Consider the following 26,749-nt stretch of genomic DNA (forward strand, 5'->3'; position numbering starts at 1 on the left):
GGCAAGCGGGGGATACCCGATCCATCGGCCCATCCGGCCTTGCCAAAACCCTCGAACCATGGAGATTGCATATGCCTCTCGAACTTCCGGAACTGCCTTACGACTACGACGCCCTGGCGCCCTACATGTCGAAGGAAACGCTTGAGTTCCATCACGACAAGCACCATCAGGCCTATGTCACCAAGGGCAATGACCTGCTCGCCGGCTCGGCTCATAAAGGCAAGTCGCTCGAGGAAATCTGCAAGGCCGCTTACGACGAGGGCAATGCCGGGCTGATCAACAATGTCGGCCAGCATTACAACCACATTCACTTCTGGCGCTGGATGAAGAAGGGCGGCGGCGGCAACAAGCTGCCCGGCAAGCTGCAGCAGGCCATCGACAGCGATCTCGGCGGCTTCGACAAGTTCAAGTCGGATTTCGTCGCTGCCGGCGTCGGCCAGTTCGGCTCGGGCTGGGCCTGGCTTGCCGTCAAGAACGGCAAGATCGAGATCATGAAGACCCCGAATGGCGAAAATCCGCTGATGCATGGCGCCAGCCCGATTCTCGGCGTCGATGTCTGGGAGCACTCCTATTACATCGACTACCGCAATGCGCGGCCGAAATACCTTGAGGCCTTCGTCGACAATCTGATCGACTGGGATCACGTGCTGGAAATGTACGAAGCGGCTGTCTGACAGCTAAGGCCCGCTCTGAGACACTGCAAAAGCCCCGGCGGAAACGTCGGGGCTTTTTTTGCGACCGTGACCTGTCGACCCCAGGGCGCGCCACTCTTCGCATGCATCACGCTTTTGTGATTTTATCTCCCAGCCGGTCATGCAATCATCTGCAGGCCTGCTGATTGGCGCAGGTCTCTAAAGGGAGAAGATGATGAAGTTGCGTCTGATTTTCACTGCCGCCGCATTCGGGATCGGCTGTGCCACACTGGCCTTCGCCGCCGACGAGCCGCAGAAGGAGCGGCAGGAACTGATGAAGGGGGTGGGCGGCGCGACCGGCACCATGGCCAAGATGGTCAAGGGCGAGGAACCGTTCGACCAGGCCGCGGTGATCGCCGCGCTGGAAACCATTTCCGCCAATGTCGAGAAGTTTCCCGAGCTGTTCCCCGAAGGCAGCGAGACCGGCATGGAGACCGAGGCCGCCCCGGCCATCTGGGAGAACATGGAGGATTTCCGCGCCAAGGCTGACAAGCTGCAAAGCGACGCCGACGCCATCCTCGCCGACCCGCCGGCGGATCTCGACGGTCTGAAAGCGGTATTCGGCCCGCTGACCAAGAATTGCGGCGCCTGCCACGAGACCTATCGCATCAAGAAGAGCTGAGCATGGCGGCAGCAAACGGCCGGCCGGTCGCAAAACGGCGCGTCCGCCTTCTTGGCGGGCTCGCCGTTGCGGCGCTGATCGCCGGTCTCGGCGTCTTTTGGGCCGTGACGGCACCGCGCGCGGTGAGCGCCGAACGCCTTGCCGCCATCGAGGCCATCGAGGCCGACCCGGCGCGCGGCGAACGCGTGTTCTGGGCCGGAGGCTGTGCGTCGTGCCATGCCGAAAAGGAGGCTAGCGGCGACGACCGCAAGCGGCTGTCGGGCGGTCTGCGCCTGACCAGCGATTTCGGCACATTCGTCGTGCCGAACATTTCGCCGCATCCCGATGCCGGCATCGGACAATGGACGCTGGATCAGTTTTCCAACGCCATGCTGGCCGGTATCGCTCCGGGCGGCAGCCATCTTTATCCGTCCTTTCCCTACGCGTCTTATGTCCGCATGAGCGATCAGGACATTGCCGACCTTTTCGCCCACATCAAAACCCTGCCGGCCAGCGATGCCACACACCCCGACCATGAGCTGAAATTTCCCTTCAGCTGGCGCCGTTTGCTCGGCGGATGGAAGTTTCTGTTCTTCGATGACGCGCCGCGAACCGAGCTTGCGGACGGCGATGCGCAGCTGCAGCGCGGCCAGTACCTGGTCGAAGGGCCGGGCCATTGCGGCGAATGCCACACGCCGCGCAATCTGCTCGGCGGCTTGAAGACGGATCAATGGCTGGCGGGTGCGCCGAATCCGGAAGGCGAGGGACGTGTGCCCAACATCACGCCGGGCAGCCCGTCGCTGAAAAGCTGGAGCGCCGCCGACATCGCCTATTATCTGGAATCCGGTTTCACGCCCGATTTCGACAGCGTCGGTGGTTCGATGGTGGCTGTGCAGAAGAACATGGCCGAACTGCCTTCTGCGGATCGCGAGGCGATTGCCGCCTATCTCAAGACCGTGCCGGCGCGATAGTCCTCGACCGGCGGTGGCCTATTTCGTCAGGCGCGCCAGGATCTGCTCGGAGTGCTGACCGATCCGCTCGAAGGCATCGATCAGGTCATCGGCCGTTTCCGCCTCGAAATAGTGTTCGCTGTCGGTTGCGCATGATGAGAGCAGGGACTGACCCTTGTCCGGCGCCATGAAGGCCACCGTATAGATCGTGATGCCGGCGGCCTTTGCCGCGGTGCAATAGGCCAGGGTGTAGACATCGTCGACGGCATTGTTGTTGTCGCCATCGGTCATGAACACCATGATCTTTTCCGGCGTCAGGCCGTTCTTGTTGATGTGAGTGCTGTCCTCGATCAGGGCATTGACGGCGGCATAGGCGAGATAGAAGCTCTGGGTCGACGACGTGCCGCCGCTTGCCGTTAGCTTTTCGGCGAATTTCGTGACCTGTTTGGTGCCCCAGGACATCAGTCGATAGTCGACGACACCGGAATTGTAGGTGATGGCACCGGTGCGCGAATATTTCGCATCCGGATCGGCCGTATCGATTTGACTCATCAGGTTGGAGACGGCGGTCTTCAGGGCCTCGATCTTCTTGGGTTGTCCATTGGACGGCGACCAGGAATATTGCCCGTACCAGTCCATCGAACCGGATACGTCGAGCACCAGCGCCATCGAGAAGGCGTGTTGCACCGGCAGGGCGCTTTCCGTGTCGGCATTGACCACGAAATCCATGGTTGCTGCATCGAATATCGACGCCAGCGGCGTCACTCCGATCGAGCCCTCGACCTTGACATTGACCTCCCACACATCCTGACCGTCGCGGGTTACCTTGCCGACCGTCGCCACCGGTGTGGCGGCGAAACTGGAATATTGCGCCAGTTCATTGCTGATCTCGCCGTTGAAATAGGCTTCGGCTTCCTTTTCGGCCTTGGACGAGTTGATGAGGTCGCCCACCGACAGCCGCGCGGCGACAGCGAGCGCTGCCGCGTCGGCCGCATTCTGGGTGCGCGCCTTCACCGTCATCACATTGGAGAAGTCCAGCAGCACACTGCCGGCGGCAAAACAGACGGGAACGAGAACCGCAGCAAACATTGCGAAATTTCCACGCCTGTCGTTGGCGAAGGAGTGAAACTTGCGAAACCGATGAACGAGCATGACGACCTGCCGGATGTGCGTTTGAGTATCACGAGAAAATAATATGAAAACATGCACAAACCGCTAAAGGCATGGGTAAAATGCCGTCAATCTGTGCCAAATCGTCGAGACCGGAATGGATTTCCCGCCGCCATGCGGAGGCAGCCGCCGTGCGGCCTTGCGGGCGGCGCGTACGCGACCGGCGGCCGGGGCGCACGGCTTAAAATCAGCTTGAGGGCGGCGGGCGGTGCGTCACTTCGTCAGACGGGCGAGGATTTCTTCGGAACGTTGGCCGATCCGCTCGAAAGCGTCGATCAGATCGTCGGCGGTTTCCGCTTCGAAATAGTGATCAGCATCGGTCGCGCATGATGAGAGCAGAGCCTGGCCTTTGTCCGGCGCCATGAACGCCACGGTATAGATGGTGATGCCGGCGCCCTTCGCCTCGTCGCAATAGTACTGGGTATAGGTGTCGGAACTGCTGTAATTGTTGTCGCCATCGGTCATGAAGACGATGAATTTTTCCGGTGTCAGCCCGTTCTTGTTCAGATGGTAGGTCTCCTCCAGGCCGTCCTTGACCATCTGGTACGACAGCCAGAAGCTGAGCCAGGATGAAGTGCCTCCATTGGCCGAGAGATCCTCGGTGAACTCCTCGGCACCGGATGTCCCCCATTGCATCAGCGTGTAGTCAACGAGGGATGTGTTGTAGGACGTGCCGCCAATGCGCGAATAGTTCGCCTCCGGGTCGGCGGTCTTGATCTGCGTCAGCAGGTTGCTCACCGCCGTTCTCAGCGCTTCGATCTTTTTCGGCTGCCCGTTCGACGGCGCCCAGGACGTGGTGCCGTACCAGTCCATCGATCCGGAGACATCAAGCACCAGCGCCATCGAGAAGGCGTTCTGCACCGGCGGCGCACTTTCGGTGCGCGCGCTCACGTCGAAGTTCATCGTCGTGCCGTTGAGCAGTTTCGCCAGGGGCGTGAGCGCGATCGAACCGGCCACCTGCAGATCGACCTGCCAGACATTCTGCCCGCCAACGCTGATCTGGTTGACCGTGGCCACCGGCGTCGCGGCGAAGCTTGAATATTGCGCCAGCTCATTGCTGATTTCGCCATTGAAATAATCGAGGGTTTCCGCCTCAGCGGTCGAGGCATCGCTGATTGTGCCGTTGGAAAGGCGCGCCGCGATCGCCAACGCCGCCGCATCGGCCGCATGCTGCGAGCGTGCCTTGACGGCCATCACGCTCGACACATCGATGGCCAGGCTGCCGACGGCGAAACAGATCGGCACCAGGGTTGCCGCAAGCATGGCGAAATTGCCGTCGCGGCGGCGCCAGAAAGCCTGGGCCGCCTGGGTCGTACTCAAGCAGAACGTCTGGTGCGACGAATGTGGCCGGTGATGACACATCCGCGCATCATCATATTAGAGGTCTGTAATTTCCCCTAAATCTGTGTGTAAAATTCTATCGATATGCCGTTCGCCCGACATACCGCTTGCCGCATGCGGCCGGGGCAGCCCTATTTCGTCAGGCGCGCCAGCATCTCGCTCGACGTCTGCCCGATGCTGGAGAATGCATCGACCAAATCGTCGGCGCTGCTCGGCTCGAAATAGTGCTCGCTGTCGGTCGCGCAATAGGACAGCAATGCCTTGCCCTTGTCCGGCGCCATGAACGCCACCGTGTAGATGGTGATCCCGTCAGCTTTGGCGAGATCGCAGTAATTCTGCGTGTAGAAGTCTGAACGCAATGCATTGTTGTTGCCGTCCGTCATGAAGATCATGATCCGGTCCGGTGTCAGCCCGTTCTTGTTGAGATGGCTGGAATCCTCGATCGCGTCGCCGAGGGCGGCGTAGGCAAGGAAAAAGCTGTACCAGGATGACGTGCCGCCGGACGCCGTGAGCCGGTCGGTGAAGCTCTGCACGCCGTCTGTGCCCCAGTCGATCAAGGTGTAATCGACGACATCCGAATTATAGGCAATGGCGCCGACGCGCGAATAGTCGGCCGTGGGGTCCGCCTCGTCGATTTGCGTCAGGAGGTTGGTCACCGCTGTTTTCAGGGCCTCGATCTTCTTGGGCTGCCCGTTCGAAGGCGTTGTGGAAGAATCGCCGTACCAGTCCATGGATCCGGACACGTCGAGCACCAGAGCCATCGAGAAGGCGTGCTGCACCTGCGAAGCGCTTTGCGTTTCCGCCAGAACATTGAACGTCATCGTCGACGCATCGAACAGCACTGCGAGCGGGGTCAGATCGATGGAGGCTTCGACATCGACCGCGACTTGCCAGACCGGCAAGCCGTTGGCGAGGGTCTGGCTGACGCTCGCGCTCGGCGTCGCGGCGAAGCTGGAAAAATGCGCCAGCTCATTGCTGATCTCGCCGTTGAAATAATCGACAGCCTCGGACTCGGCCTCGCTTGCCGTTGTCAGCGTGCCATCCGCCAGGCGCGCCGCCACGGCCAGCGCAGCAGCATCGGCTGCGTTCTGTGTTCGCGCCTTGACCATCATGACATTGGCGAAATCGAGCACGAGACTGCCGGCCGCGAAGCTGAGCGGCACAAGGGCGACCGCGAAAACGGCGAAATTGCCGCGCGCATCGCGGAGGAACAGGCGCAATTGATCATAAAAATGAGACATTGGATTGAAATCCCGACTACAATAGGAAATGAATATTACCAAGTAAAACTTTGTATTGTGTAAAGACTAAAGAGAAAATTATCTATTTGAATATTCATCTATATTGATTTTACGATTGTCGAGCCGGCAGTTTGCGCTGGGCGGCCTCATATGACGCAAGCGTTGCTGGGGGGGCGATACGGGGCGCCGCACCAAACGGTATCGCCTGCGCCTGCGGGGGCCCGAAAGAGGATCATCCGTCGCTGTCCGATCGGCCCGGACGGGATGCGCGCCGAGCGGGCCCGAGCGCCGGCGGGGCGAATATCAAGCGCCCACGGAGCAATCCCGCAAAGCGCTCATGAACTGCCAACGCAGTTGCCAATGCAGCGGACAATGAAGCTGCCGCCCGGTGATGGCCGCGATGAACCCCGGAATTGAATTATGGGTTGCCGCGCGGTTTGCCTTTGATATGGCTCGAGCGCTCAGCCTGCCGACATGTCTCAACGAACGGCACCAGGCCGGGGGGGGGGTGATGTCGAACGCCTGTTGGCGGGCGGCAGTATCGCAGCCCCGGTTTTTCCGTCGCCGGTGTCAGAGTCCCGGTTTTGACCTCGCACGCTTGCGCAGCCACTGCGTTTGGCGTCCGATCGCACGCGGCCCGTAAGTGGGGATAGTATGGTGGGAAAAGTAAGGTGGGGAAAGCAAGTGCCGCTCCGATTCCTCGCGCGCAAAGCACACCCCAAAGCATTCGCACGGCTGCCGAAGACCCGACGGCAAAGGTCCCCGAAACCGGCATTATTACCTAAAAAGGTGAAAATATCCGGCTTGTCTGAAAGGCAAAATCCGAACCCGATTCCAGGACAATATTAAGGGACACTTCTGTTTCGCAGGTCGTCAGGAGGGAGATCGGAACATCTTGCCGTTTTATCTTGAAACGACAATCGAGAAAATCGGCAAAAGCCGTTAACTTGAAAATAAAACTATAAAAATGAAAAGACGCCCAGACTATTCTTGCAAATTTGAAATTTATGTAGTGAAAAGGGATTCTGATCGGAAAAAATACAGTATTCAGTTTGGTTTATCTCTTAGGGCGCCCCTCAAAAATCCTCAAACAGGCGAAATTTAGCCTACTATAAATAGGTAGCGCAGGCCTTTCGCAGAAGCGGGAGGATCGAAATCCGCCAAAACAGCGAAGAACAAACCCCGCTTCCACGCGCAATGGACCATATTCCCTAAGGGAAATCAAGTAAAAATGTGTAATTTTACGGTGAAGGTGGCGCGCTGGGTAAAATCGAGGCCCGGTGCGGAATCCCGGTGAAATCGGCGCCAGCGGACAACCTCGGGGCGTGATCGCAAGCCGCTCAGGCGTCCGCCGACGGGCAGCAGCGCCCGAACCACGCCGCGGCACGATCTTGCCGCGTTTCACGCGTCTTGCAGCGGGTTCAGGCCCGCCCGACAACCTTCAAGGCAAAGGCGTATTCGAACGCGATTTCCTCAAGCCGTTGAAACCGCCCCGCTGCGCCGCCATGTCCGGCCGCCATGTTGGTCTTCAACAGCATCGGCTCGCCGGAGGTCGAGCACTCGCGCAGCCGGGCGATCCATTTCGCCGGTTCCCAATAGGTCACGCGCGGATCGGTCAGCCCGCCCAGCGCCAGGATCGGCGGATAGGCCTGGCGTGTCACATTGTCATACGGCGAATAGGAGGCGATCATTTGGTAGTCCTGCTCGGATGCGGCGGGATTGCCCCATTCCGGCCACTCCGGTGGCGTCAGCGGCAGACTGTCATCCAGCATGGTGCTGAGCACATCGACAAACGGCACCGCGGCGATGATGCCGCCGAATGCGCCCGGTGCCATGTTCGCCACCGCGCCCATCAGCATCCCGCCGGCCGAGCCGCCTTCGGCAATGATCCTGTCGTGCCGGGTCAGCCCAGCCGCGACCAATGCCTCGGCCGCCGAGATGAAATCGTGAAACGTATTGCGCTTGTGCGCGCGTTTGCCGGCCTCGTACCAGGCAAAGCCCTTCTCCTTGCCGCCGCGGATATGCGCAATGGCATAGATGAAGCCGCGGTCGACCAGCGACAGGCAGTTCGAGTTGAAGGCGGCGGGGATCGCAATCCCGTAGGCGCCATAGCCATACAGCAGGCAGGGGGCCGAGCCGTCGAGCGGCGTATCGCGGCGATAGAGCAGGGTGACCGGCACGCTCTCGCCGTCGTGAGCTGGCGCGATGATGCGGCGCGTCACGTAGTCCTCGGGGTTGTGACCGGACGGGATCTCGGTCTCTTTCAGCAGGTGCCGCTCGCGCGTGCGCATGTTGTATTCGAACAGCTGGCTTGGCGTCGTCATCGACGAATAGGTGAACCGCACCGTTTCGGTGTCGTATTCCATCGATCCCTGGAAGCCGAGCGAGTAAGCTTCCTCGTCAAAGGCAATGGCGTGTTCCGCACCGGTGCTGCGCTGGCGCACAATGATGCGCGGCAACCCGTTTTCCCGTTCCATCCAGACCAGATGATCGGCATAGGCGGAGATCGACAGGATCAGGCGTCCGGGCTTGTGCGCCACCACCTCCGTCCAGTTGTCCGGCTCGGGAGCGCCGACCGGTGCCTGCATGATCTTGAAATCCTTGGCGCCATCGACATTGGTCAGGATGTAGAAGACATCGCCGCCCTCGGTCAGTGAATATTCGACGCCGCTGCGCCGCTCTGCCACCAGCCGCGGCGCTTTCTCGGGCGCATCGGCGGGCACGGTCCACCATTCGCTGGTCTCGTGATCATTGATGGCAATGAAGATGTAATCGTGCAGGCGGCTTTCCGCCACGCCCATGAAGAACCCCGGATCGCTCTCCTCGCGCACCAGCCGATCCTGCGACTGCGGCGTGCCGAGCCGGTGGTAGTAAATATGCGCCGGGCGGTGATTTTCATCGACCGCCGTGTAGAAGAAGCCGCCGCTGTCCGCTGTCCAGGCACCGCCGCCGCCCGTGTTCTCGACCAGGTCATCGAGATCCGCGCCACTTTCCAGGTTGCGTACCTTGAGCGTGAAAAACTCCGATCCCTTGTCGTCATAGGCCCAAGCGAGATGCCGGTGGTCGGGCGCGTGGCTGCTGCCGGCCAGCCGGAAATAGGCCGCATCTCTGGCTTCCCGGTCCCCATCAAGCAGAATTTCTTCCTTGCCGCCCTCGCGCGGCAGACGGAATGAAATCGGATGCTCGCCGCCGCTGACATAGCGGATGCCGTAGCACCAGGGGCCGTCGGGCGCCGGAACGGAACTGTCATCCTCCTTGATGCGCCCGCGCATTTCCCTGAACAGCGTCTTCTGCAGCTCTTCCGTATCGGCCATCGCCGCGCTCACATAAGCATTCTCGGCCTCCAGATGCGCCCGGATGTCCGCGTCAAGCAGCGAAGGGTCCTTGAACATCGCCTGCCAGTTGGCATCGCGCAGCCAGCTGTAGGGATCCGAGCGGGTCGTGCCGTGATGCGTGTCGGACACCGGGCGCTGCGGGGCGATCGGGGCGGCGGGCAGATTTTTGAATGCGGTCAAGCGGGACTCCGGCTGTAGGGGCAGGGGGCTGCGGGGGACAGGGGTCCGATGTAGGCCGCTCGCCGGTGCTATTCAACCCGGCCGCCGCGCTCAATCCCGCGTCCCGGCGTTCAGCCCGACATTGCTGCCGTGTCGGCGGCCGCTTCGCCGCGGGCGGACGCATTCTCGCTCAGCCGGCGCAGCGCGTCGACATCCGGCATGTCCATCGGACCGAGATGATGCACCGTGCCATCGGCATCGCGATAGCCGCGATGCCCCGACAGATACCAGCGCTGGCTGCCGATGATCGGAAAGCATTGCGCCGTCAGCGCCGGTTCCTGGAAATAGGCGGTCGCCAGTTGCCGCCCGGTCAGGGCGATCTGCCCGGACCAGCCATCCGGCAGCGGCGACAGATCATCGTCGAAAATTTCGGCCTGCATCCCGGGAAACACCTGGCCGAGGGCCGCACTCAGGCCGGGAGCGGCGGCGGCACCATCCTCGTGGCTGCGCCGGAAACAGGCCACCGGCGCCTCCGGCGGGCCGTGCAGCGTCTCGATGAGGCTGTTGGGGGTGGCCCTGCGCCAGATCTCGGCCGCCTTGCTGCTCAGCGCCGCGCCGCAGAACAACGACAGCCGCAGCGTCGGCATGCCGCCCGGCGGCGGTCCGCCCAGGGGGCCGCCGGTAATCACCGATGGCGCCGAAAGCCAGGTGGTTATGCCGTGCCTCTGCACGAAAGTGCCGGGCGCCAGCATCTCGAGCAGTTGCATGATATGCAGCGCCGCACCGGCTTTCCAGGTGGTCAGCATATTGTGCACCGACAGCATCGAGGTCAGGTCAGCGGTTTCCGCCGCCCGGTCATTGGGGCTCAGATCATACCAGCCGTCGATCGCATCGAGATAGGCGAACAGGGCGCCATTCGGCACCATCGCCGCCCGATACCCGCCCTCCGGCCCGGCATTCGGCGCCGTGCTCAGATGCATGCATGCCAGATCTCCCGGTCCGCATTGCTGGGGCTCGCGCAGCACAACAGTGTCCGGAATCGGCCGGTTGTTGCGATAGGAGAGAAAGGCGGCAGGACCGGCACCGGGCGCGTAGACCGCATAGGGCGCCGCGGTCAGCACATCGGGGGTCAAGAGCTTGACCCCGGCCGCATCGACGATCAAGGCATCCAGCTGCAGAAATTCCAGCAGCCGTTGCAACTCTTCGGGCGGCGTGCGCAGGTTGATCGCCACGTAGTGACCGCCGGCCCATGCCGTTGCCAGGACACCGACACAGGCATGGATGCTGCGCGATGCAAGAATACCCACGCGACGCCGCGTCAGCCGGTTCGAAAGACTTGAGGCCAGACGCTGCACGCTGATCCGCAGGGCGCCGTAGCTCAATCGATGATGGCCGAACACCACGGCAGCATCCGACGGCTGGCGGCGAGAACTTAAGTAAAATGGGTATGAAATATTATAGTTCATGTATATCTCCGAAAATATACTTACTCATACTTGAATTCGGCATCGGAGAAAACCTAACACTTCATTAACCATTAACACCGCGCTCTGCCATGCGGAACCGGCAATCGTACGATCGAAGCGGGGTGCAGGAGCGGACTATAGGCAAAAATTACTGAAATGTGCAGGGTTTCTGATGCAATTTTTTCGCGATGTCCCTGCCGTGGCACCCCGCCGCTGCGGGGTGGGCATGGGTCCTGATCCTCAACTGGCGCGGAATGGCGCAATCATCGCAAAAGAAAACGGCCCGGCGATACGCACCGCCGGGCCGTTATTACAGTGTCAATTGCCCCGAATAGGGTGGAGGCGGGACCGGGCTCTATGCTCCCCGCCTCTGACCCGGGCTCTACGCCTCCGGGTCGAGCCGCATTGCCGTGCCGTTCATGCAGTAGCGCAGGCCGGTCGGCGCCGGCCCGTCCTTGAACACATGGCCCAGATGCGCGTCGCAATCGCTGCAGCGCACTTCCGTGCGCACCATGAACAGGGAGCGATCGCGATGCTCACTGACCGCGTCCGGCGCCACCGGCTCGTAAAAGCTCGGCCAGCCGGTGCCCGAGTCATATTTGGTCTCTGACGAAAACAGCGGCTTGTTGCAGCAGATGCATCGGTAGACACCGTCTCCCTTGCTGTCCCAGTTCGGCCCGGTGAAGGCGCGCTCCGTTCCGTGCTCGCGCGTCACGCGAAACTGTTCAGGCGTCAGCTCGGCGCGCCATTCTTCCTTGCTCTTGTCGATCTTCGGCTTGGTCTCGTTGCTCATCGGATGATCCTTTCGCTTGCCCTGAAGATAAGGAGCGCAGCGGGAGGCGACAAGGCCGCATGCCGGCGCCGATCCGCCATTGCAGCCGGTCAAATTGCGCTCTGGTCCGATTTTTCGACCTGTTTCACCCGGCTTGCCTTGCGGATGCGCCACCGGGAATTTAAGTGTCACTGAATCGTTCAGTTGGTGCCCCAGCGGGGCAGGAGAGTCCGGAGAAGCAATGCCCGCCGAGCAAGTCATGACCCTGGCTGCCATTGTTTTGCCGTTTCTTGCCGCGCTTATTGCTCCATGGCTCACCCGCCGTCTCGGCCATCATGCCGCCTGGGTCCTGGCCCTGTTGCCGCTGCTCGTCTTTATCCGCTTCGCCAGTTATGTCCCCAAGGTCGCTGCCGGTGGCGTGGTCACCGGCGGTTTCATTTGGGTGCCGTCTTTCAACCTGAGTTTCTCCTGGTTTCTCGACGGTCTGTCGCTGACCTTTGCGCTGCTGATTTCCGGCATCGGCACGCTGATCGTTCTGTATTCCGGCGGCTATCTCAAGGGCCATCCGCAGCTCGGCCGGTTCTTCGTCTTCATTCTGTTGTTCATGGGCGCCATGCTCGGCCTCGTGATCTCCGACAGTTTCCTGATGCTGTTTGTCTATTGGGAACTGACATCGCTGACCTCGTTCCTGCTGATCGGTTTCGACCACACCCGCGCCGCCTCGCGCCGCGCGGCGCTGCAGGCGCTGGTCGTCACCGGTCTCGGCGGCCTGAGCCTGCTGGCCGGACTGCTCGTCACCTGGAACATCACCGGCATCACCCAGTTCTCGCTCCTGGTCCGGCTCGGCGGCGACATCACCGCAAGCCCGTTCTACCTGCTGGCGCTGGTGCTGCTGCTCGGTGGCGCCTTTACCAAATCGGCGCAGTTCCCGTTTTATTTCTGGCTGCCCAATGCCATGGAGGCACCGACGCCGGTCTCCGCCTATCTGCACTCGGCAACCATGGTGAAAGCCGGAGTCTATCTGGTGATGCGCCTCAACCCGACCTTTGGCGGCACGCCGGCCTGGGAGACCATTCTGCCGCTCTTTGGCGGCACAACGCTGCTTGTCGGCGCGCTCCTGGCCATCCGCCAGACGGATCTGAAACTGATGCTGGCCTACACCACCGTTGCCTCGCTCGGCCTGATGGTGATGCTGACCGGCTTCGGCTCCGACTATGCCGTTGCCGCCGCCGTCCTCTATCTCGTCGCCCATTCGCTGTTCAAGGGCGCCTTGTTCATGGTCGCCGGCCTGATCGACCACGAATCGGGCACGCGCGATGTCCGGCAGCTTGGCGGCTTGCGCAAGGCGATGCCGATCACCTTTGTCGCGGCCCTTGCCGCCGCCTTCTCGATGGGCGGGCTGCCGCCCTTCTTCGGCTTTCTCGCCAAGGAAGAGATCTACGCCGCTCTGTATGCAGCCGATTACTGGTCGCTGGCCTTTGTCGCCGTCGCGGTGATCGGCAATGCGCTGATGTTCGTCATCGGCTTCGTCGTCGCCTTCAAGCCCTTCCTCGGCGAGAAAGTGAAGACGCCGAAAGACGCGCATGAAGGCCCGGCTCTGCTCTGGCTCGGCCCGTTCCTCCTGGCGCTCGCCGGCCTGCTCGCGGCCGTCTTCTCACCGCTCTTTCACGCCATCATTTCCTCGCCGATGGCCAGCGCCGTCGCCGGCCATTCAGAAGAGATCACCATTTCTCTGCTGCCGCATCTCGGCATGCCGCTTTATCTCTCGCTCGCCACCGTCGTGCTCGCCACTGCCATCTATCTGGCGCTGACCCCCGCACGAAACGCCATCGCCGCGACACTGACCGCCCTGGGCTGGGGACCGGATCGCGGCTTCGACCAGTTCATCGCCGCCAGCGTGCGCGCCTCGCGCATGCTGACCGCCATTCTGCAGCCGGGCCGGCTCGACATCTACATGACGGTGACCTTTCTCGCCGTGGCCGCCGCCTTGCTCGCCCCCATGGCGATTTACGGGGAATGGCCATCGCTGCCCGCCTGGCCGGAGGATGCGGAAATCCATGAGCTGGCGATCATTCTCATCGCCTTCATCGGCCTGGCCGCGGTCATCTGGGCGCGCGATCGCCTGACTGCGATCGTCACGCTCGGCGTGCAGGGATTTGCCGTGGCGCTGATCTTCATGCTGTTCGGAGCGCCGGATCTGTCCTTCACCCAGTTCATGGTCGAAACCCTGTCGGTGGTCATTCTCGCTCTGGTGATGACGCGTCTGCGCCTGTCGCCGGCCGACCACCGGCCCACCAAGCAGAAGATATTCGACGCTTCGGTGGCGTCCCTGTGCGGTGTCGGCTTCATGCTCTATCTGCTCGCCGTCACCGAGCAGCCGTTCAACAGCTACCTGACCGACTTCTTCGTCGCCTATTCGAAGGTGGTCGCGCACGGCGCCAACATCGTCAATGTCGTCATCGTCGACTTCCGCGGCACCGACACGCTCGGCGAGATCGCCGTCGTCATGGTCGCCGGTCTTGCCATCCTGTCGTTGATCCGCGTCCGCGCCGGCTGGCGTCCCGGCATGCTGGCCGAGAATGATCCGGATGCGCCACGCGGGGAGGGGACCTGATGCGCACGGTGATCTTCCGCACGGTGGCACCCTATCTGACCAGCCTGATGGTGCTGTTCTCGATCTTCGTCCTGTTGCGCGGCCACAACGAACCGGGCGGCGGTTTCATCGGCGGGCTGATCGCCGCCTCCGCCTTCGCCATCTACGGCATCGCCTGCGGTGTGGCGCCGGTGCGCCGGGCGCTTTATTTCCACCCCATGGCGCTGTCGGCCTTCGGCCTTTTGATGTCGACGCTCGCCGGCATGATCTCGCTGCCCCTGTCGGTGCCGTTCATGACCGGCAACTGGATGAAGCTGCATCTGTTCGGCAACGAGATTGATCTCTCCAGCGTGCTCCTGTTCGACATCGGTGTCTATTTCGTCGTGCTCGGCGCCATCACCTCGATTGCCCTGGCACTGGAAGAAAGGGATCGCGGCTGATGGAAGCGCTGTTCTCCCTGCTCGTTGGTGCCCTGTTCGCCGTGTCGATCTATCTGTTTCTGTCCAAGCACATCATCCGCATGCTGCTCGGCGCCGCCATACTCGGCAATGCGGTCAACCTGCTGATCTTCACCGCCGGCCGGCTGACCCGGGAAGTGCCGCCGATCATCGCCACCGACGAGACGACTTTGACCACCGCCGCTGCCAACCCGCTGCCGCAGGCGCTGATCCTGACCGCCATCGTCATCTCGTTTTCATTCTTCGCCTTCCTGCTGGTGCTCGGCTATCGTGCCTTCCAGGAGCTCGACACCGACGATACTGACGAGATGCGTGTCGCCGAGCCGGCCGATGAAGATGCCCCGCCGCTGGGCTATTAGCGCCATCGCACCCAAGGAGTAGACCCGCCGCAATGGCAACCGCAGCCCAAACACCCGTTGATTTCAGTGCCGCCTTCAATATGGCGCCGACACCGCTGGCCGACTGGCTGATCGTCATGCCGGTGGCCTGGTGCCTGCTGGCCGGCGCGGTGCTGCTGATGCTGCGCAAGCGCACTGCCCTGCATCCGGGCATCGCCATTTTCGCTTTGATCGGCCTGTGTCTGTTCGATGCCGCGCTGCTCGTCAGGGTGCTGGCCGAAGGCCCCCTGACCATGGTCATGGGACGCTGGCTGCCGCCCTTCGGCATTGCCTTCACGGTCGATCTGATGGGCGCCCTGTTCGCGCTCACCGCTGCGCTGGTGGCGCTGGCCGCCGGCGTTTTCGGACGCGCCGATGTCGACACCACCGGGCGCCGCTACGGTTTCTATCCGTTCCTGATGCTGCTGATGGCGGGTGTCTCCGGCGCCTTCCTGACTGGTGACGTGTTCAACCTTTATGTCTGGTTCGAAGTGTTGCTGATCGCCTCCTTCGGCCTGCTGGTGCTCGGCTCCGAACGCGCCCAGATCGACGGCGCCACCAAATACGCCTTTCTCAATCTGGTCGGCACGACCCTGTTCCTGATCGCCACCGGCTATCTCTATGGCCTGTTCGGCTCGCTCAACATGGCCGATATTATTGTCAAGGCGCCGCAATTGCGCGACACCGCGCCGTTGATGACCCTGACGACGCTGTATCTGCTCGCCTTTGCCATGAAGGCGGCGGCCTTTCCGGTCAATTTCTGGCTGCCGGCCTCCTACCATACGCCGAAGCTGGCCGTCTCGGCGCTGTTCGGCGGGCTTTTGACCAAGGTTGGCATCTACGCCCTGATACGCGTGCTGGTCATGCTGTTTCCGGTCGAACGCGACCATCTCGCCTGGGTCATCGCTGTCATTGCCGCCCTGACCATGGTGTTGGGGGTTGTCGGCGCCCTGGCTCAGAACGACACCCGCCGCGCGGTCGGCTACCTGGTGATTTCCGGCATCGGCGTCATGATGGCGGGCATTGCGCTGGGCAGCCCCGGCGGGCTGAGCGGCACCATCTTCTATGCGCTGCATTCGATGGTGGTGATGACGGCGCTGTATTTCGCGGCCGGCATTGGCGGCACGCTGGCCGGCAGCTTCCTGCTGTCGCGCTCGGGCGGGCTGTATGCCGGTCACGCCGTGCTTGCCTTCACGACGCTCGCCCTGTTCTTCTCGGTTGCCGGACTGCCGCCGTTTTCCGGCCTCTGGCCCAAGGTCCTCCTCGTCAAGGCGGCGCTGGATGTCGGGGCATGGTGGCTGGCGGCCAGTATTCTCGTCACCGGGTTCCTGACCACCATTGCCACCGGCCGCATCTGGTTGCTGGCCTATTGGCGCCCGGCTCCGGTCGGCGCCGAACCTGGAACGAACCCGCGCGCGCCCACCGCTGTCGAGGGCCGCCACGAGCCGCCGGTGGCCGCACCCGGAGACGCGGCACCGCCCTTTGCGGCCATGGCCGTGCTGCTGGCGCTGACCAGCCTGAGTGTTGTCTTCGGACTGTGGCCCGAACCCTTGCTGGCGGCGGCGCAGGAGGCAGCGGCCGCATTGCTCGATCCGTCGGCCTATGTGCTGTCGGTGTTTCCCGGCGAGGTGCCGCAATGAGCCTGTTTCTCGTCAATGTGCTGCTTGCCCTGGCCTGGTCGGCCGTCACCGGCGTGTTCAGCTTCGGCAACCTCGCCTTCGGCTTCGTTCTCGCCATGGGCGTGTTGTCCCTGATCCGGGAACAAGTGGGATCGGTCGGCTATTTTTCGCGCACCCGCCGCGTCGTTTCGCTGGCGTTATTGTTCATCTACGAACTGATCCTGTCGGCCTGGCGCGTCGCCATCCTGGTGCTGTCGCCGCGCATGGATCTCAAGCCGGGCATCTTCGCCTATCCGCTGAAGGTCGACCGTGATTTCGAGATCACGCTGCTGGCCAACATGATCACCCTGACCCCCGGCACGCTGTCGGTCGATGTGTCCGATGACCGGCGCATCCTGTTCGTGCATGCCATCGACGCCTCGACACCGGACCAGACGCGCCGCGACATTGCCGAGGGTTTCGAACGCAAGATCATGGAGGCGTTCCGATGAGCGAAGCCAATCTGATTCTTGATTATGCGGTCGATCTGTCGCTCTGGATCCTCAGCCTGTCATTTCTGGTGACCCTGATCCGCGTCATCCGCGGGCCGACTTTGCCCGACCGCGTGCTCGCGCTCGACATGCTGGTCGCCGTCGCAATCGGCTTCATCGCGGTGATCGGCATCAAGACCGGCTATGTTCTTTATGTCGACATCGCGATCGCGCTCGGGCTTGTCGGGTTCCTGACGACCGTCGCCTTCGCGCGCTTCATCCTGACCCGCGGCAAGACCGAGGATGATTTGCTGGAAGAACACAACCAGGCTGAGCGCCTGAAGAACCGCCCGCCAAGGCACGCCCCCGCGCGCGGCGACAAGCAGGGCGAGGGCGCAGCGACGGCGGAACGTCCTTCCGCAAGCCCGCCCACGAGTTCGGATGCCAGCGCGCCCACAAGTTCGGATGCGACAAAGGAGCGGCCATGACCATCGCCTTGACTTTGCTCTCGGCAGCCTTTGTTCTGATCGGCGCACTCTTCGCGCTTGTCGCCTCGATCGGCCTGCTGCGCCTTCCCGATCTGTACAGCCGCATGCACGCCGCCTCCAAGGCCGGAACCGTCGGATCCGGCCTGTTGCTCATCGCGCTGGCCATCCATGCCGGTGAAGCCGGCGTCATGGCCCGCGCGCTGGCCGGGGTGATCTTCTTCCTGCTCACGGCCCCGATCTCTGCGCATCTTCTTGCCAAGGCCGCCTATGCCGTCGGCTATAGGCTGGGACCGACCGCGGTCAGAGATGAAATGGCCTCCACTGTTGAAGAACAGACTTCCGGCTCCATTTGATCTGTGTGATCTGGCAGGTGTCGCGCGGCCCTGTTTCTTCGCCATGGAAAATTTCTGCTGTCCCTCACGCTGCGTTACGTGCGCGTGAATTATAACTGGTAAACATTGGCAGCTATCAACCGGACAAAAGAGCGGAGAATCAGTTGCAGGAACAATCGGATTCTAATCTAAGTTTCATGATGTGCTAAATTTAGCCTGTCAGTTATGGTGTGACTTTCGTTCTTACTAGTCGTTGATGTATTCAAAAATGATACACGAACACAATTCCATTTGTATTGCCAAGGTTTTCGGATAGAAGTCGCAAATCTCTCCGGACCCGATGCTGGAGATGGAAGAAAAAAGCCTCGGCGGCCGCGATTCAGAATTTGTGGCTTGCTGTATAAGACAAGGAATAGAAGATGAGCGAAGCTCCTCAAGACGATGGCAACGACCTGCTGATCGAGTTGACCTCGGAAATTGTAGCTGCCTATGTCAGCAACAATGCGGTGGTCGCCGGCGATCTTCCGGCCCTGATCAGCAATGTTCATTCGGCGCTGGGCGGTGTGTCCGGCAACAGCAAGGTTGAGGAAGTCGAAAAGCCCAAGCCGGCGGTGCCGGTGCGTCGCTCGGTCCAGAACGACTTCATCATCTGCCTGGAAGATGGACAGAAATTCAAATCGCTGAAGCGTCACCTGATGACCCATTACGGCCTGACGCCCGAGCAGTACCGCGAGAAGTGGGACCTGCCGGCCGATTACCCGATGGTTGCTCCGTCCTATGCCGAAGCCCGCTCGCGTCTGGCCAAGGAAATGGGTCTCGGTCAGAAGCGTAAGCGTCGCAAGGCGGCGTAACGCCTTTCGGGGCTGACGCCCCGAGCCGGCCCTGCTGATACGGCCCTGCTGATACGGCCTTCTTGATACACGCCCGCGAGCCTGCCCCGCGTTGGTGCTGGCCGAACAAACCTCTTGAAAGCCCCGGTCCCTGGCCGGGGCTTTTTGCTGTTGGCGCCGGGGCCGAGCAGCGCCAGGGCTGGACCAATGGGTGCCCAAAGGGGGGAAGAAAATCGCGGCAAAGCGGAAAAGGGAGTCAATAACCCCAATAAAAACAACAGGAGGTTGCAGGAAGTTGGTGGTTGCACGTCCTCCCTTTCGTCATAGGTAGAAAGAATATATTCCTACCTAATGAGGAATGAGTTTGATGTGCAAGTTTCATGATCCCCACCGGCATTCCACCGCGCCGTCCACGTTTCCCGTCCTATCCGCAACAAATGCCGGTTTCGCCGCCTGTGCACCCGCTGCAATCACGGCTCGCACGGCGAAAACCACCAGGGCTTGCGACCCCGCGCCAGGCCGAAACAAGCCGGCGCCTCGCGCTGCCGGCTCCAGGGAAAGCGCCACACGGGCCGAGGCGGCCATTGTCCTGACGCTGGTCGAGGAGTTGTTCGCCCTGGCGCGCATCGGCATGTTGCCGCACAGCGTCACGCGCCAGAGACCCCAGTGCCAGGTGCGGCAGATCGCCATGTATCTGTGCCGTGTGGCCCTGTCGATGTCCTATCAAAGCATCGCCCGGGCGCTGCAGCGTGACCGCTCGACGGTCATCCACGGCTGTGCCGTCGTCGAGGACCGCCGCGACCATCCCGCCTATGACGCCTTTCTCGACAGTTGCGAGCGCTGCGTGCGGGCGGTTTTCGCCGATCGCGCGTCGGCAGCGAAGCCGTCGAAGACTGCCGCATCATGACGCGGGATGACAGTGCGACGACGCGGCGGGCGCGGTTGAAGCTCTATCGTTTTCTCGCCCATGCCGGCGATCAGGGCTGTTCCTGCGCCCGCGCCGTGCACACCGCCGGCCCCGAAGAAGGCCTGGCACTCGAACGGCCCGACGGGCGAAGCCTCACCGTTGCTGCAGCCTGCCTCACTCAGGCTCTGCGCCGCGGCGGCGTGACCAGCGTTGATCGCCGGTTGCGTCTGACACGCGCCGGAGTGCAGAGCCTGAAGCGGCTTCTCGCCGAGGATGACGGCTTCGCTGACCAGCATGGCGAGAGGACGTTCCGGCCGTGTGCCGATGGTGAGAGGGTCAAGATCAATCTCGACGAATCGCCGCTGGGCGGCCTAGCCCGTCTGCGCCGCCGCGACGGGACGCGCTGGTTCCCGTCCGACCTGCTTGACGCCGGCGACCGGCTACGCGCCGATTTCACGCGTGGACACTATATGCCGGGGATAAGCGCTTCCATGCAGCCGGTCGTCAGCCGCGGCACGACCAACCGAACCAGCGGTGTTGCCGATCTCGCCGACGCGGCGCTCGCCGCCCGGCTGCGGGTTGAAAAGGCGCTCGATGCGGTGGGGCCGGAACTGGCCGGCCTGCTCGTCGATATCTGCTGCTTTCTCAAGGGGCTGGAAACGGTCGAGCGCGAGCGGCAATGGCCGCAGCGTTCCGCGAAGCTGCTCCTGCACGCCGGGCTTGAGATGCTGGCGCGCCATTACCGCGGACCGCGCCGCAAAGAGCCGCATCAGACCACCGCGCGGTGCTGGGGCGCACCCGGCTACCGGCCCGACCTTGCAGCCGATCTCGAGCGCAACACCGGCACATCGCGTGATCTCTCGAGCTGAAAGCCGGCGAGCCGCGCACAACGACCGTGGCCTAGGCCTGCCGCGCCTTGCCCGCTTCCTGCTTGATGCGATCCACCATTGAGCGCAGACCATTGGCGCGCTGCGCCGTCAGGTGCTCGCCGAGGCCGAGTTCGCCGAGCAGGCTTTGCGCTTCCAGCGCCGTCACTTCCGAGGCACGGCGTCCTGAGGCCGCCGCAAGCACGATCGCCACCAGGCCGCGCACGATATGCGCATCCGAATCGCCGCGGTAATGCATCACCGGGTCATCCGGCTTGCCGGCCGCCTCGCTGTCGGTGGCCAGCCACACCTGGCTGGCGCAGCCGCGCACCTTCGCTTCCTCGGTCTTTTCCGCCTCGGGCATGGCCGGCAGGCTCTTGCCCAGCTCAATCACATAGCGATAGCGGTCCTCCCATTCATCCAGGAAGGCGAAATCGTCCTTGATCGTCTTAAGGTCGGTCATGGTTCTCTGCTGTCTTCTTGCATTGGCCGAACAGGGGGCCGAACAGGGGCCGAACAGGGGCCGGGCAGGGGGTCGCCACCGGGGCGATCTCTCCGCCCAGCATATAGGCCCCGCACACAGGCCCGCCTAGAGCCCCCGCATATAACCAATGCATGGCAGAAATACACGTCTTTGGAAAAATTGGCCGCAAACCGGCGGCTCGTAGTCCTTGCTCTAGCGCAGCAGCGTGGGAACCGGGATCCGGTCAAGCGGCACGCCGGCGGGCAGTGAGCCCGTGACGATCGGCTCAGACATGACGAGTGTCGGCCGGTCGCCGGGATAGGTCGTATCGCCGGCCGGCGCCGCAAGGCCGTTTCCGGCCACGATCAGCGTTTCGCCTTCGCCTGGCTCTGCGCCGGCAGCAAAATGCTCATCAAGCAGCCGGTAGGCGACACGTGCTCCCTCGCGCGCCTGCAGGCCGAGGGCATGCAAGGTTTGCCCGCCCCGCTCGCAGATCGCCGGGTTGCGCTCGCACATGGCGAAAATGTCGCCGATCGCGGCAGCGGCCACGGCCAGGCCCTGGCCGACATCGCCCGCCACCTCGGTCGGCGCGGCGGGCACCGCCATGGGGTCGGTGCTGACCGCGTCAGCGCGCCGGTCTGCCGTCTCCGGTGAACCGGCGACGAAGGGCAGCGCCAGCAACACCAGCGAAAACCAGAACGCACCTTTCAGAAGAAACCACATGACCTTGACCCTCTTTTCTGCGCTTTCGGTCGGCAAGCCGCTTTTGCCAGCGACACCTGCTTTCCCGATGCCAGGCCACCCTAGCGCACACTTGCAAAGAGGCGATTGCAGGCCCCGCTGCAAATTGAAGCGAATTTATCTAAAATTTGAAGCAATGCCGCCGAACGCTCCGGACCGGGTTCTCCCCTGCGCCCGAAATGCCGCTTTCACAGGCACATCGCGCCGTTCCGGCACAGTCCCAACCAGCTGTTAACCATAGCTGGCGATGCCATGCCGTGACCGCAAGAAAAAGCTTTGCGGGCGCGCTCTGAGCCGCGTCGGCGCCGCCTGCCTTATTCATTCCTTAAGCTGCAAATGGCAAGCTTCCGCCCAACAGATAAGAACTGCGGCGTGTATGGATTCGGCAGGCATGTGGACGGCGAAACTGGGCGAAATTCTTGAGACAATGCTGACCGATGCCGCCGAAGGGTGGCTGTCGGCCTGTCGGCTGCCAAGGGATCGTCACGCCGAAGCGGTTCGTCAGTCCGTCGGCTGGCTGGCCGCGGCAGCCCTGCTGCTTGCGCTGGCCGCACCGCTTCTGATGCTTGTCCTGCCGCTGCCTCTCGCCTTGTCGATCGCGCTTTTCGCCACCGCCATCCCGCTCGCGGCAACCGGCATTCTGGCAACCACCGGCCGCTCCGGTTCGGCGCGTCTTGTTGCTCTCCTCGGCGCCACCATCGCCCTGACGGCGCTGATCACGGCAGCCGGCGGGCTGTCCTCGCCATTGATCCTGGTGTCCGCCCTTGTGCCCATCGAGGCCGCCCTGTCGAGCCGCAGCCGCGGCGGCCTGTGCATCGGCCTTGTCGCCGGCCTGGCGGTCCCCGGCGCCGTCGCCCTCGCAGGTCTTTTCGGCTTTGTCAGCGCCGTGCCGGCCATCCCGGTGCTGCCGGTCGATCCGCTGCTTGCGACCGCGGCGATGATCGCCGCCTATTCCGTGCTGCGCGGCGCCTGGCTGAGCGGTCCGGCAGCCAGCGCACAGGCCGCATTGAAGCACGCGCCGGACATGCAGGCCCCGGCAATCGAGACAACAGCTGCCGCCGACCCTGCGGAAGCGACGCGCCGCCAGCATGACCTTATGGATCATATGCCCGGCCTCGTGACGCTGCACGATGCCAATGGCAGTGTCGCCCAATATGGCGGCGCCGACGCTTCGGATTTCCTTGTCTGGATGAACTCGCCGATCGGCAATGGCTATCTCTCGCGCATCCATGTCAGCGACCGCATCCTGTTCCTCGACGCATTCGCCCGGCTGCGCCGCGGCGAAAAGCGCGTGCACATCGAATTGCGCATGGAGCGCCAGGACGGCTCGCCGCAGCAGTTCGTGCATCTCTCGGCAGACCTGATTGCGCAGCGTGATGCCGCCGGAACATTCACCGGGGCTGTCGTGCAAAGCCATGATATCAGCGAGGTCGTTGCAAGCCGCGCCGAGCTGGCGGCGACGGCGCACCAGGCCGAGACCGCCAATGAGGCGAAAACCCGTTTTCTCGCCGCCGTCAGCCACGAACTGCGCACGCCGCTGAATGCCATCATCGGTTTTTCCGACATGCTGGCGCGCGAATTCTTCGGCCCGTCCAGCGACCCGCGTCAGCGCGAATATGCCGGCCTGATCCACACGTCGGGACATCATCTCCTGTCGCTGGTCAACACAATGCTCGACATGTCGAAGATCGAGGCCGGACGCTACGAATTGTTCACCGAGAGCTTCGCGATCGGCGAGGCGGTCGCGTCCTGCGAATCCATGCTCGGACTGCAGGCCTCGGAAAAGGGTGTGTCGCTCGCCAGGCGCATAGCCCGCGATGCCGGCGAGATTGTTGCCGACCGCCGTGCCATCCAGCAGATCCTGATCAATCTGGTCGGCAACGCCATCAAGTTCACGGAGGCCGGCGGCGTCGTCACGACCGATGTCGAGCGCCGCAGCGATCGCATCTGCCTTTCGGTCAGCGACACCGGCATCGGCATTCCGGCCGCCGACCTGGAGCGCATCGGCGAACCATTCCGCCAGGGCGAGGCCTCGCTGGCGAGCAATGTCGAAGGCACCGGTCTCGGCCTGTCGCTCGTCAAGGGCCTCGTGACCCTGCACGGCGGTCGCTTTGCCATCACCAGCCGCGAAGGCGAGGGCACCAGAGTATCGGTCGAACTGCCGCTTGAGGGACAGTGCATCGATACCGACGAGCCGTCCTCCGGCAAGGCCGTGAGCTTTCCGCCGCGCCTGACCGCGTCTTCACCCATCAGACAGACAATGGAGGAAAAGTCGGATGACGCAGCAGCGCGCCTCGCATGATCCTTCCTTTGACGATGAGTACGAGCCCGGCTTTCTCGCCGGCTGCGCCGAACTGATCGCCGCCTATCCCTCCATCGCCGGAGGCACCGCCGCCTTTGCGGTCATTTTCAGTTTCGTCTCCGCCAACGCGCTGTGGTATCAGCCGGGCGAGCACCCGGCGCCATTGCTGCGCACCCGCCCGGTGAGCGCCGAGGCCCAGGCCGGCGGCGCGCCGCAGGATCTGATCCGCCAGGCCATCGATCGGGTGCCGGTGCGCCAGGTCACCACCTATCGCATCGAGCGTGATGATCTGCTGCCGACCGGCAGCATTCCGGTGCCCGAACTGGCACAGCGCCAGCAACCGGAAGCGGGCACCGATGTAGCCGCCCGCGCTCCGGACCGGGCAGCGGAAACACCGGCGCAAGCCAAACCGCTTCCGGTGGCCGACCCGCTGCTGGTCGACATTCAGACGCATCTCAAGCGCAAGGGATTTTACGGCGGCAAGGTCGATGGTCTGATCGGCCCGATGAGCGTCGCCGCCATCCGCAACTGGCAAAAGAAGGCCGGCCTTGAGATCACCGGCGCACCGTCAGCGCTGGTGCTTGAAAGCCTGCAGCTGGGCGGTCGGCCGGAACCTCTGGTGCGCCGCAACGATCCGCCGGTGGTCGTGCCTGCGAAGGCGCCGCAACCTTCCACCCGTCCCGCTACGCCGCCGGCTGCGAGTCCGCAGGTCGCGGCGGCACCGACACAGGCGGGCGACGAACTCGTCGCGCGCATCCAGTCGGGACTGTCGAACATTGCCTATGCCGACATCGCCGTCGATGGTGTCGCCGGAGAACGCACGCGCCAGGCGATCCAGGCTTTCGAAAAGCACTATCGCCTGCCGGTCACCGGCGAGGCCAACTCGGCTGTTCTGGAAAAGCTGTTGGAAATCGGTGCGCTCTAGGGTCAGGACCCTGGAACAGCGGCAGAAGCGACACGCCTGTCGCGCGCGCAAGCGCGTTGCGGCGGCAGGGGAGAGGACGGCATGGCACGCCTTAAATCCGGTCTGTTCGTTGCTGCACTGATACGGCGTCTGTTCGCCGAGGGCGGGCTTGCGGCGGTGGAGCAGCGCGGTTCTGAAGAGGCCGGCGCCATTCACTTTCGCATCCGCCATCGCAATGGCCGGGAAAGCCGTCTGGCGCCGGCACCGCAATCGATTTTCGAGACCGGGCGTCCCGAGGACCGGCGCTTCGAATGGCGTCAGCGGGACCAGCCCGAATGGGAAATCTCCGAGGCGTTGCGCCGCGAGCGGGACTTCGATCCCGACATCTGGATCGTCGAACTGGAGACCGACCGGCCGGAGGAATACCTCGACATCGTGCCGGATGAATCCGCCCGCTGACGCGTGCCTTGAGCCCGCAATGCCACGATAGGCTTCAGCCCACCTTCTGCGTTTCCTGCGCCAGCCCGTCATTGACGGCAGCCGGCGCGGATACCGTCTCGACGCCCGGGTCGACGGTGACCTGCGATCTTGCATAGGTATAGGCATCGGCGCGCAGCCAGGCGGCAAACCGCGAGCCGCACTCGGCCCGGTCGAGCTCGGCGAGCAACCGTTCGCAGCGGTTCTGGCCATTCTCCTCGGCACGAAGATGCGCGAAGGAGGTCTTCAGGGCCAGCATCGTGGCGTCGCGGCTGCACCCGAGCGCCACCATGGCGATCGCCAGTTGCCGGCCGGAAATATCGAGCATGATCCGCTCGGCGAGCGCAAAGCTCGATCCCATCGCATCGGCCAGGGCCGTGGCGAGCCACGCGGCGTCGTCACAGCCGGCCAGTCTCTCGAGCCGCGAAATGTCGGGCCGCTGCAATTGCGTGCGCTGCCGGTCGCTTCCCAGATCGCGATAGGCGGCGAGCAGGCCGGCTGTCCGGTGCACGACCGGTCCGCCGTCATTGGCAGCGGCTGGCGCCAGCGGCGGTGTGGCCGCGATGTCGTGCTGCGCGGCGTGCCGCAGATGATCGCGCAACCCTTCGGAGGCGGCATCGCTGCTGGTCAGTTCGTCAAGCCGGGCCAGCGGCGGCATTGCGCCCGGTTCGATGACCGCGCCCCCGTCCGGCGTCTCGATCGGGGCCGCAAATTGGGTCTCGAGCGTCAGCCCGCGCAATGTCAGGGCGCGCTCCACCCCCTTGTCGCCGAGGGCCCACAGGGCCGCCAGTGCGGCCGGTGACAACTGGCTGCGCCGCGCTGCCGCGCGCGCATGCGCCGGCCCGTTGCGGGCGATCGAGCGTGCCAGCATCGCCTCGGACAGCGCCGCATAATGGCTGATGAACGGTGCTGCCACCTCGATCGGCTGGTTGACCAGGAGTTCGGCAATTTCTTCAGGCAGGCGCGGCAGCCGCGACAACGCCGCCGCCGCCGTGCGCCGGGCCGCGACACTCGCCTGGTCGAACAATTGCGGAAACAGCGCCGCAAAGCGCAGCATATCGTGGCGCGCCGGACGCGCCAGGCTTTCAAAACCGCTGACCGCCGCGATCAGCAGCGCATCCTTGCGCGCTTCTTTTGAGGATGGTTCTTCCAGATCACGAAAACGGTTCGACACACTACAACCCTACGCATACGC

At 63.1% G+C, this 26,749-nt stretch carries 25 protein-coding genes; 16 read left to right on the top strand and 9 right to left on the bottom strand.

Going from position 1 to position 26,749, the window contains the following annotated elements:
- Window positions 1-71 precede the first annotated feature (71 nt).
- The 3 genes from KY465_RS15165 to KY465_RS15175 all read left to right on the top strand — a co-directional run bounded on the left by KY465_RS15165 (window position 72) and on the right by KY465_RS15175 (window position 2,264).
- On the top strand, window positions 72-674 hold the full coding sequence (locus KY465_RS15165; RefSeq protein ID WP_219202931.1) for a superoxide dismutase: 603 nt from the start codon (window positions 72-74) through the stop codon (window positions 672-674).
- A gap of 193 nt (window positions 675-867) precedes the next feature.
- Window positions 868-1,314 (top strand): c-type cytochrome, encoded by a 447-nt coding sequence (locus tag KY465_RS15170; RefSeq protein ID WP_219202933.1) that lies wholly within the window; start codon window positions 868-870, stop codon window positions 1,312-1,314.
- 2 nt (window positions 1,315-1,316) lie between these two features.
- A complete protein-coding gene (locus KY465_RS15175; RefSeq protein WP_219202935.1) occupies window positions 1,317-2,264 on the top strand; it encodes a cytochrome c in 948 nt (315 codons plus the stop codon).
- A gap of 18 nt (window positions 2,265-2,282) precedes the next feature.
- Here KY465_RS15175 and KY465_RS15180 read toward each other — a convergent pair whose 3' ends face one another.
- The 6 genes from KY465_RS15180 to msrB form a co-directional block, all read right to left on the bottom strand.
- Window positions 2,283-3,332 carry a vWA domain-containing protein gene (locus tag KY465_RS15180; protein WP_219202937.1) on the bottom strand — a complete coding sequence of 350 codons (1,050 nt, stop codon included), beginning with the start codon at window positions 3,330-3,332 and terminating at the stop codon, window positions 2,283-2,285.
- 294 nt (window positions 3,333-3,626) lie between these two features.
- A complete protein-coding gene (locus KY465_RS15185) occupies window positions 3,627-4,733 on the bottom strand; it encodes a vWA domain-containing protein (protein WP_219202939.1) in 1,107 nt (368 codons plus the stop codon).
- Between the two features lie 152 nt (window positions 4,734-4,885).
- Window positions 4,886-5,995, bottom strand: a complete 1,110-nt coding sequence (locus KY465_RS15190) for a vWA domain-containing protein (RefSeq protein WP_219202941.1) — start codon at window positions 5,993-5,995, stop codon at window positions 4,886-4,888.
- Between the two features lie 1,421 nt (window positions 5,996-7,416).
- Window positions 7,417-9,510 (bottom strand): S9 family peptidase, encoded by a 2,094-nt coding sequence (locus KY465_RS15195; RefSeq protein ID WP_219202942.1) that lies wholly within the window; start codon window positions 9,508-9,510, stop codon window positions 7,417-7,419.
- Window positions 9,511-9,620: 110 nt separating this feature from the next.
- Window positions 9,621-10,955 (bottom strand): AMP-binding protein, encoded by a 1,335-nt coding sequence (locus KY465_RS15200; RefSeq protein ID WP_219202944.1) that lies wholly within the window; start codon window positions 10,953-10,955, stop codon window positions 9,621-9,623.
- Between the two features lie 382 nt (window positions 10,956-11,337).
- The gene (gene msrB / locus KY465_RS15205) at window positions 11,338-11,748 is read right to left on the bottom strand and encodes a peptide-methionine (R)-S-oxide reductase MsrB (RefSeq protein WP_219202947.1); all 411 of its coding nucleotides are present in this window, start codon (window positions 11,746-11,748) and stop codon (window positions 11,338-11,340) included.
- Between the two features lie 220 nt (window positions 11,749-11,968).
- Here msrB and KY465_RS15210 point away from each other — a divergent pair, with 220 nt between their 5' ends.
- The 10 genes from KY465_RS15210 (at window position 11,969) to KY465_RS15255 (ending at window position 20,670) form a co-directional block, all read left to right on the top strand.
- Window positions 11,969-14,341: a putative monovalent cation/H+ antiporter subunit A gene (locus KY465_RS15210; protein WP_219202949.1), complete on the top strand. Its 2,373-nt coding sequence runs from the start codon at window positions 11,969-11,971 to the stop codon at window positions 14,339-14,341.
- Window positions 14,341-14,760, top strand: coding sequence for a Na+/H+ antiporter subunit B (locus KY465_RS15215; protein WP_219202952.1), 420 nt, complete (start codon window positions 14,341-14,343; stop codon window positions 14,758-14,760). The genes KY465_RS15210 and KY465_RS15215 overlap by 1 nt, the downstream gene beginning before the upstream one ends.
- Entirely contained in the window at window positions 14,760-15,137 is a 378-nt protein-coding gene (locus tag KY465_RS15220; RefSeq protein WP_219202954.1) for a Na+/H+ antiporter subunit C, read from the top strand. The genes KY465_RS15215 and KY465_RS15220 overlap by 1 nt, the downstream gene beginning before the upstream one ends.
- 32 nt (window positions 15,138-15,169) lie before the next feature.
- Window positions 15,170-16,795: a Na+/H+ antiporter subunit D gene (locus tag KY465_RS15225; protein WP_219202955.1), complete on the top strand. Its 1,626-nt coding sequence runs from the start codon at window positions 15,170-15,172 to the stop codon at window positions 16,793-16,795.
- Window positions 16,792-17,265, top strand: coding sequence for a Na+/H+ antiporter subunit E (locus tag KY465_RS15230; protein WP_219202957.1), 474 nt, complete (start codon window positions 16,792-16,794; stop codon window positions 17,263-17,265). Before KY465_RS15225 ends, KY465_RS15230 begins: the two co-directional genes overlap by 4 nt.
- Window positions 17,262-17,732: a cation:proton antiporter gene (locus KY465_RS15235; protein WP_219202959.1), complete on the top strand. Its 471-nt coding sequence runs from the start codon at window positions 17,262-17,264 to the stop codon at window positions 17,730-17,732. The genes KY465_RS15230 and KY465_RS15235 overlap by 4 nt, the downstream gene beginning before the upstream one ends.
- Window positions 17,729-18,085 carry a monovalent cation/H(+) antiporter subunit G gene (mnhG, locus tag KY465_RS15240; RefSeq protein WP_219202961.1) on the top strand — a complete coding sequence of 119 codons (357 nt, stop codon included), beginning with the start codon at window positions 17,729-17,731 and terminating at the stop codon, window positions 18,083-18,085. Before KY465_RS15235 ends, mnhG begins: the two co-directional genes overlap by 4 nt.
- Window positions 18,086-18,483: 398 nt before the next feature.
- Window positions 18,484-18,915, top strand: a complete 432-nt coding sequence (locus KY465_RS15245; RefSeq protein ID WP_219202964.1) for a Ros/MucR family transcriptional regulator — start codon at window positions 18,484-18,486, stop codon at window positions 18,913-18,915.
- 346 nt (window positions 18,916-19,261) lie between these two features.
- The gene (locus tag KY465_RS18725) at window positions 19,262-19,801 is read left to right on the top strand and encodes a helix-turn-helix domain-containing protein (protein WP_255561742.1); all 540 of its coding nucleotides are present in this window, start codon (window positions 19,262-19,264) and stop codon (window positions 19,799-19,801) included.
- Complete coding sequence (locus tag KY465_RS15255; protein WP_219202965.1) at window positions 19,798-20,670, top strand: DUF6456 domain-containing protein; 873 nt, start codon at window positions 19,798-19,800, stop codon at window positions 20,668-20,670. The genes KY465_RS18725 and KY465_RS15255 overlap by 4 nt, the downstream gene beginning before the upstream one ends.
- 31 nt (window positions 20,671-20,701) lie before the next feature.
- Here the strand turns inward: KY465_RS15255 and KY465_RS15260 are convergent, their stop codons facing one another.
- Together KY465_RS15260 and KY465_RS15265 are read right to left on the bottom strand one after the other, a co-directional pair.
- Complete coding sequence (locus tag KY465_RS15260) at window positions 20,702-21,130, bottom strand: SufE family protein (protein ID WP_219202967.1); 429 nt, start codon at window positions 21,128-21,130, stop codon at window positions 20,702-20,704.
- A gap of 213 nt (window positions 21,131-21,343) precedes the next feature.
- On the bottom strand, window positions 21,344-21,853 hold the full coding sequence (locus tag KY465_RS15265; protein ID WP_219202969.1) for a DUF5330 domain-containing protein: 510 nt from the start codon (window positions 21,851-21,853) through the stop codon (window positions 21,344-21,346).
- Between the two features lie 394 nt (window positions 21,854-22,247).
- On the opposite strand from KY465_RS15265, the gene KY465_RS15270 reads away from it, so the two are divergent.
- From KY465_RS15270 to KY465_RS15280, 3 genes are all read left to right on the top strand, one after another.
- Window positions 22,248-24,173, top strand: coding sequence for a sensor histidine kinase (locus KY465_RS15270; RefSeq protein ID WP_219202970.1), 1,926 nt, complete (start codon window positions 22,248-22,250; stop codon window positions 24,171-24,173).
- A complete protein-coding gene (locus KY465_RS15275; RefSeq protein ID WP_219202971.1) occupies window positions 24,148-25,098 on the top strand; it encodes a peptidoglycan-binding domain-containing protein in 951 nt (316 codons plus the stop codon). Before KY465_RS15270 ends, KY465_RS15275 begins: the two co-directional genes overlap by 26 nt.
- 81 nt (window positions 25,099-25,179) lie before the next feature.
- Window positions 25,180-25,536 carry a DUF1491 family protein gene (locus KY465_RS15280; protein WP_219202972.1) on the top strand — a complete coding sequence of 119 codons (357 nt, stop codon included), beginning with the start codon at window positions 25,180-25,182 and terminating at the stop codon, window positions 25,534-25,536.
- Window positions 25,537-25,570: 34 nt separating this feature from the next.
- On the opposite strand, the gene KY465_RS15285 is transcribed toward KY465_RS15280, so the two are convergent.
- Complete coding sequence (locus KY465_RS15285; protein ID WP_219202973.1) at window positions 25,571-26,728, bottom strand: hypothetical protein; 1,158 nt, start codon at window positions 26,726-26,728, stop codon at window positions 25,571-25,573.
- Between the last annotated feature and the right edge of the window lie 21 nt (window positions 26,729-26,749).

The sequence above is a fragment of the Neohoeflea coraliihabitans genome (assembly GCF_019334345.1).
GTDB lineage: Bacteria > Pseudomonadota > Alphaproteobacteria > Rhizobiales > Rhizobiaceae > Pseudohoeflea > Pseudohoeflea coraliihabitans.

What these genes read in the sequence shown, in the direction of transcription:
- KY465_RS15165 (WP_219202931.1), top strand. Translation starts at nt 72, where the DNA reads ATGCCTCTCGAACTTCCGGAACTGCCTTACGACTACGACGCCCTGGCG.
- KY465_RS15170 (WP_219202933.1), top strand. Translation starts at nt 868, where the DNA reads ATGAAGTTGCGTCTGATTTTCACTGCCGCCGCATTCGGGATCGGCTGT.
- KY465_RS15175 (WP_219202935.1), top strand. Translation starts at nt 1,317, where the DNA reads ATGGCGGCAGCAAACGGCCGGCCGGTCGCAAAACGGCGCGTCCGCCTT.
- KY465_RS15180 (WP_219202937.1), bottom strand. Translation starts at nt 3,332, where the DNA reads ATGTTTGCTGCGGTTCTCGTTCCCGTCTGTTTTGCCGCCGGCAGTGTG.
- KY465_RS15190 (WP_219202941.1), bottom strand. Translation starts at nt 5,995, where the DNA reads ATGTCTCATTTTTATGATCAATTGCGCCTGTTCCTCCGCGATGCGCGC.
- KY465_RS15200 (WP_219202944.1), bottom strand. Translation starts at nt 10,955, where the DNA reads ATGAACTATAATATTTCATACCCATTTTACTTAAGTTCTCGCCGCCAG.
- msrB (WP_219202947.1), bottom strand. Translation starts at nt 11,748, where the DNA reads ATGAGCAACGAGACCAAGCCGAAGATCGACAAGAGCAAGGAAGAATGG.
- KY465_RS15210 (WP_219202949.1), top strand. Translation starts at nt 11,969, where the DNA reads ATGCCCGCCGAGCAAGTCATGACCCTGGCTGCCATTGTTTTGCCGTTT.
- KY465_RS15215 (WP_219202952.1), top strand. Translation starts at nt 14,341, where the DNA reads ATGCGCACGGTGATCTTCCGCACGGTGGCACCCTATCTGACCAGCCTG.
- KY465_RS15220 (WP_219202954.1), top strand. Translation starts at nt 14,760, where the DNA reads ATGGAAGCGCTGTTCTCCCTGCTCGTTGGTGCCCTGTTCGCCGTGTCG.
- KY465_RS15225 (WP_219202955.1), top strand. Translation starts at nt 15,170, where the DNA reads ATGGCAACCGCAGCCCAAACACCCGTTGATTTCAGTGCCGCCTTCAAT.
- KY465_RS15230 (WP_219202957.1), top strand. Translation starts at nt 16,792, where the DNA reads ATGAGCCTGTTTCTCGTCAATGTGCTGCTTGCCCTGGCCTGGTCGGCC.
- KY465_RS15235 (WP_219202959.1), top strand. Translation starts at nt 17,262, where the DNA reads ATGAGCGAAGCCAATCTGATTCTTGATTATGCGGTCGATCTGTCGCTC.
- mnhG (WP_219202961.1), top strand. Translation starts at nt 17,729, where the DNA reads ATGACCATCGCCTTGACTTTGCTCTCGGCAGCCTTTGTTCTGATCGGC.
- KY465_RS15245 (WP_219202964.1), top strand. Translation starts at nt 18,484, where the DNA reads ATGAGCGAAGCTCCTCAAGACGATGGCAACGACCTGCTGATCGAGTTG.
- KY465_RS18725 (WP_255561742.1), top strand. Translation starts at nt 19,262, where the DNA reads ATGTGCAAGTTTCATGATCCCCACCGGCATTCCACCGCGCCGTCCACG.
- KY465_RS15255 (WP_219202965.1), top strand. Translation starts at nt 19,798, where the DNA reads ATGACGCGGGATGACAGTGCGACGACGCGGCGGGCGCGGTTGAAGCTC.
- KY465_RS15260 (WP_219202967.1), bottom strand. Translation starts at nt 21,130, where the DNA reads ATGACCGACCTTAAGACGATCAAGGACGATTTCGCCTTCCTGGATGAA.
- KY465_RS15265 (WP_219202969.1), bottom strand. Translation starts at nt 21,853, where the DNA reads ATGTGGTTTCTTCTGAAAGGTGCGTTCTGGTTTTCGCTGGTGTTGCTG.
- KY465_RS15270 (WP_219202970.1), top strand. Translation starts at nt 22,248, where the DNA reads ATGGATTCGGCAGGCATGTGGACGGCGAAACTGGGCGAAATTCTTGAG.
- KY465_RS15275 (WP_219202971.1), top strand. Translation starts at nt 24,148, where the DNA reads ATGACGCAGCAGCGCGCCTCGCATGATCCTTCCTTTGACGATGAGTAC.
- KY465_RS15280 (WP_219202972.1), top strand. Translation starts at nt 25,180, where the DNA reads ATGGCACGCCTTAAATCCGGTCTGTTCGTTGCTGCACTGATACGGCGT.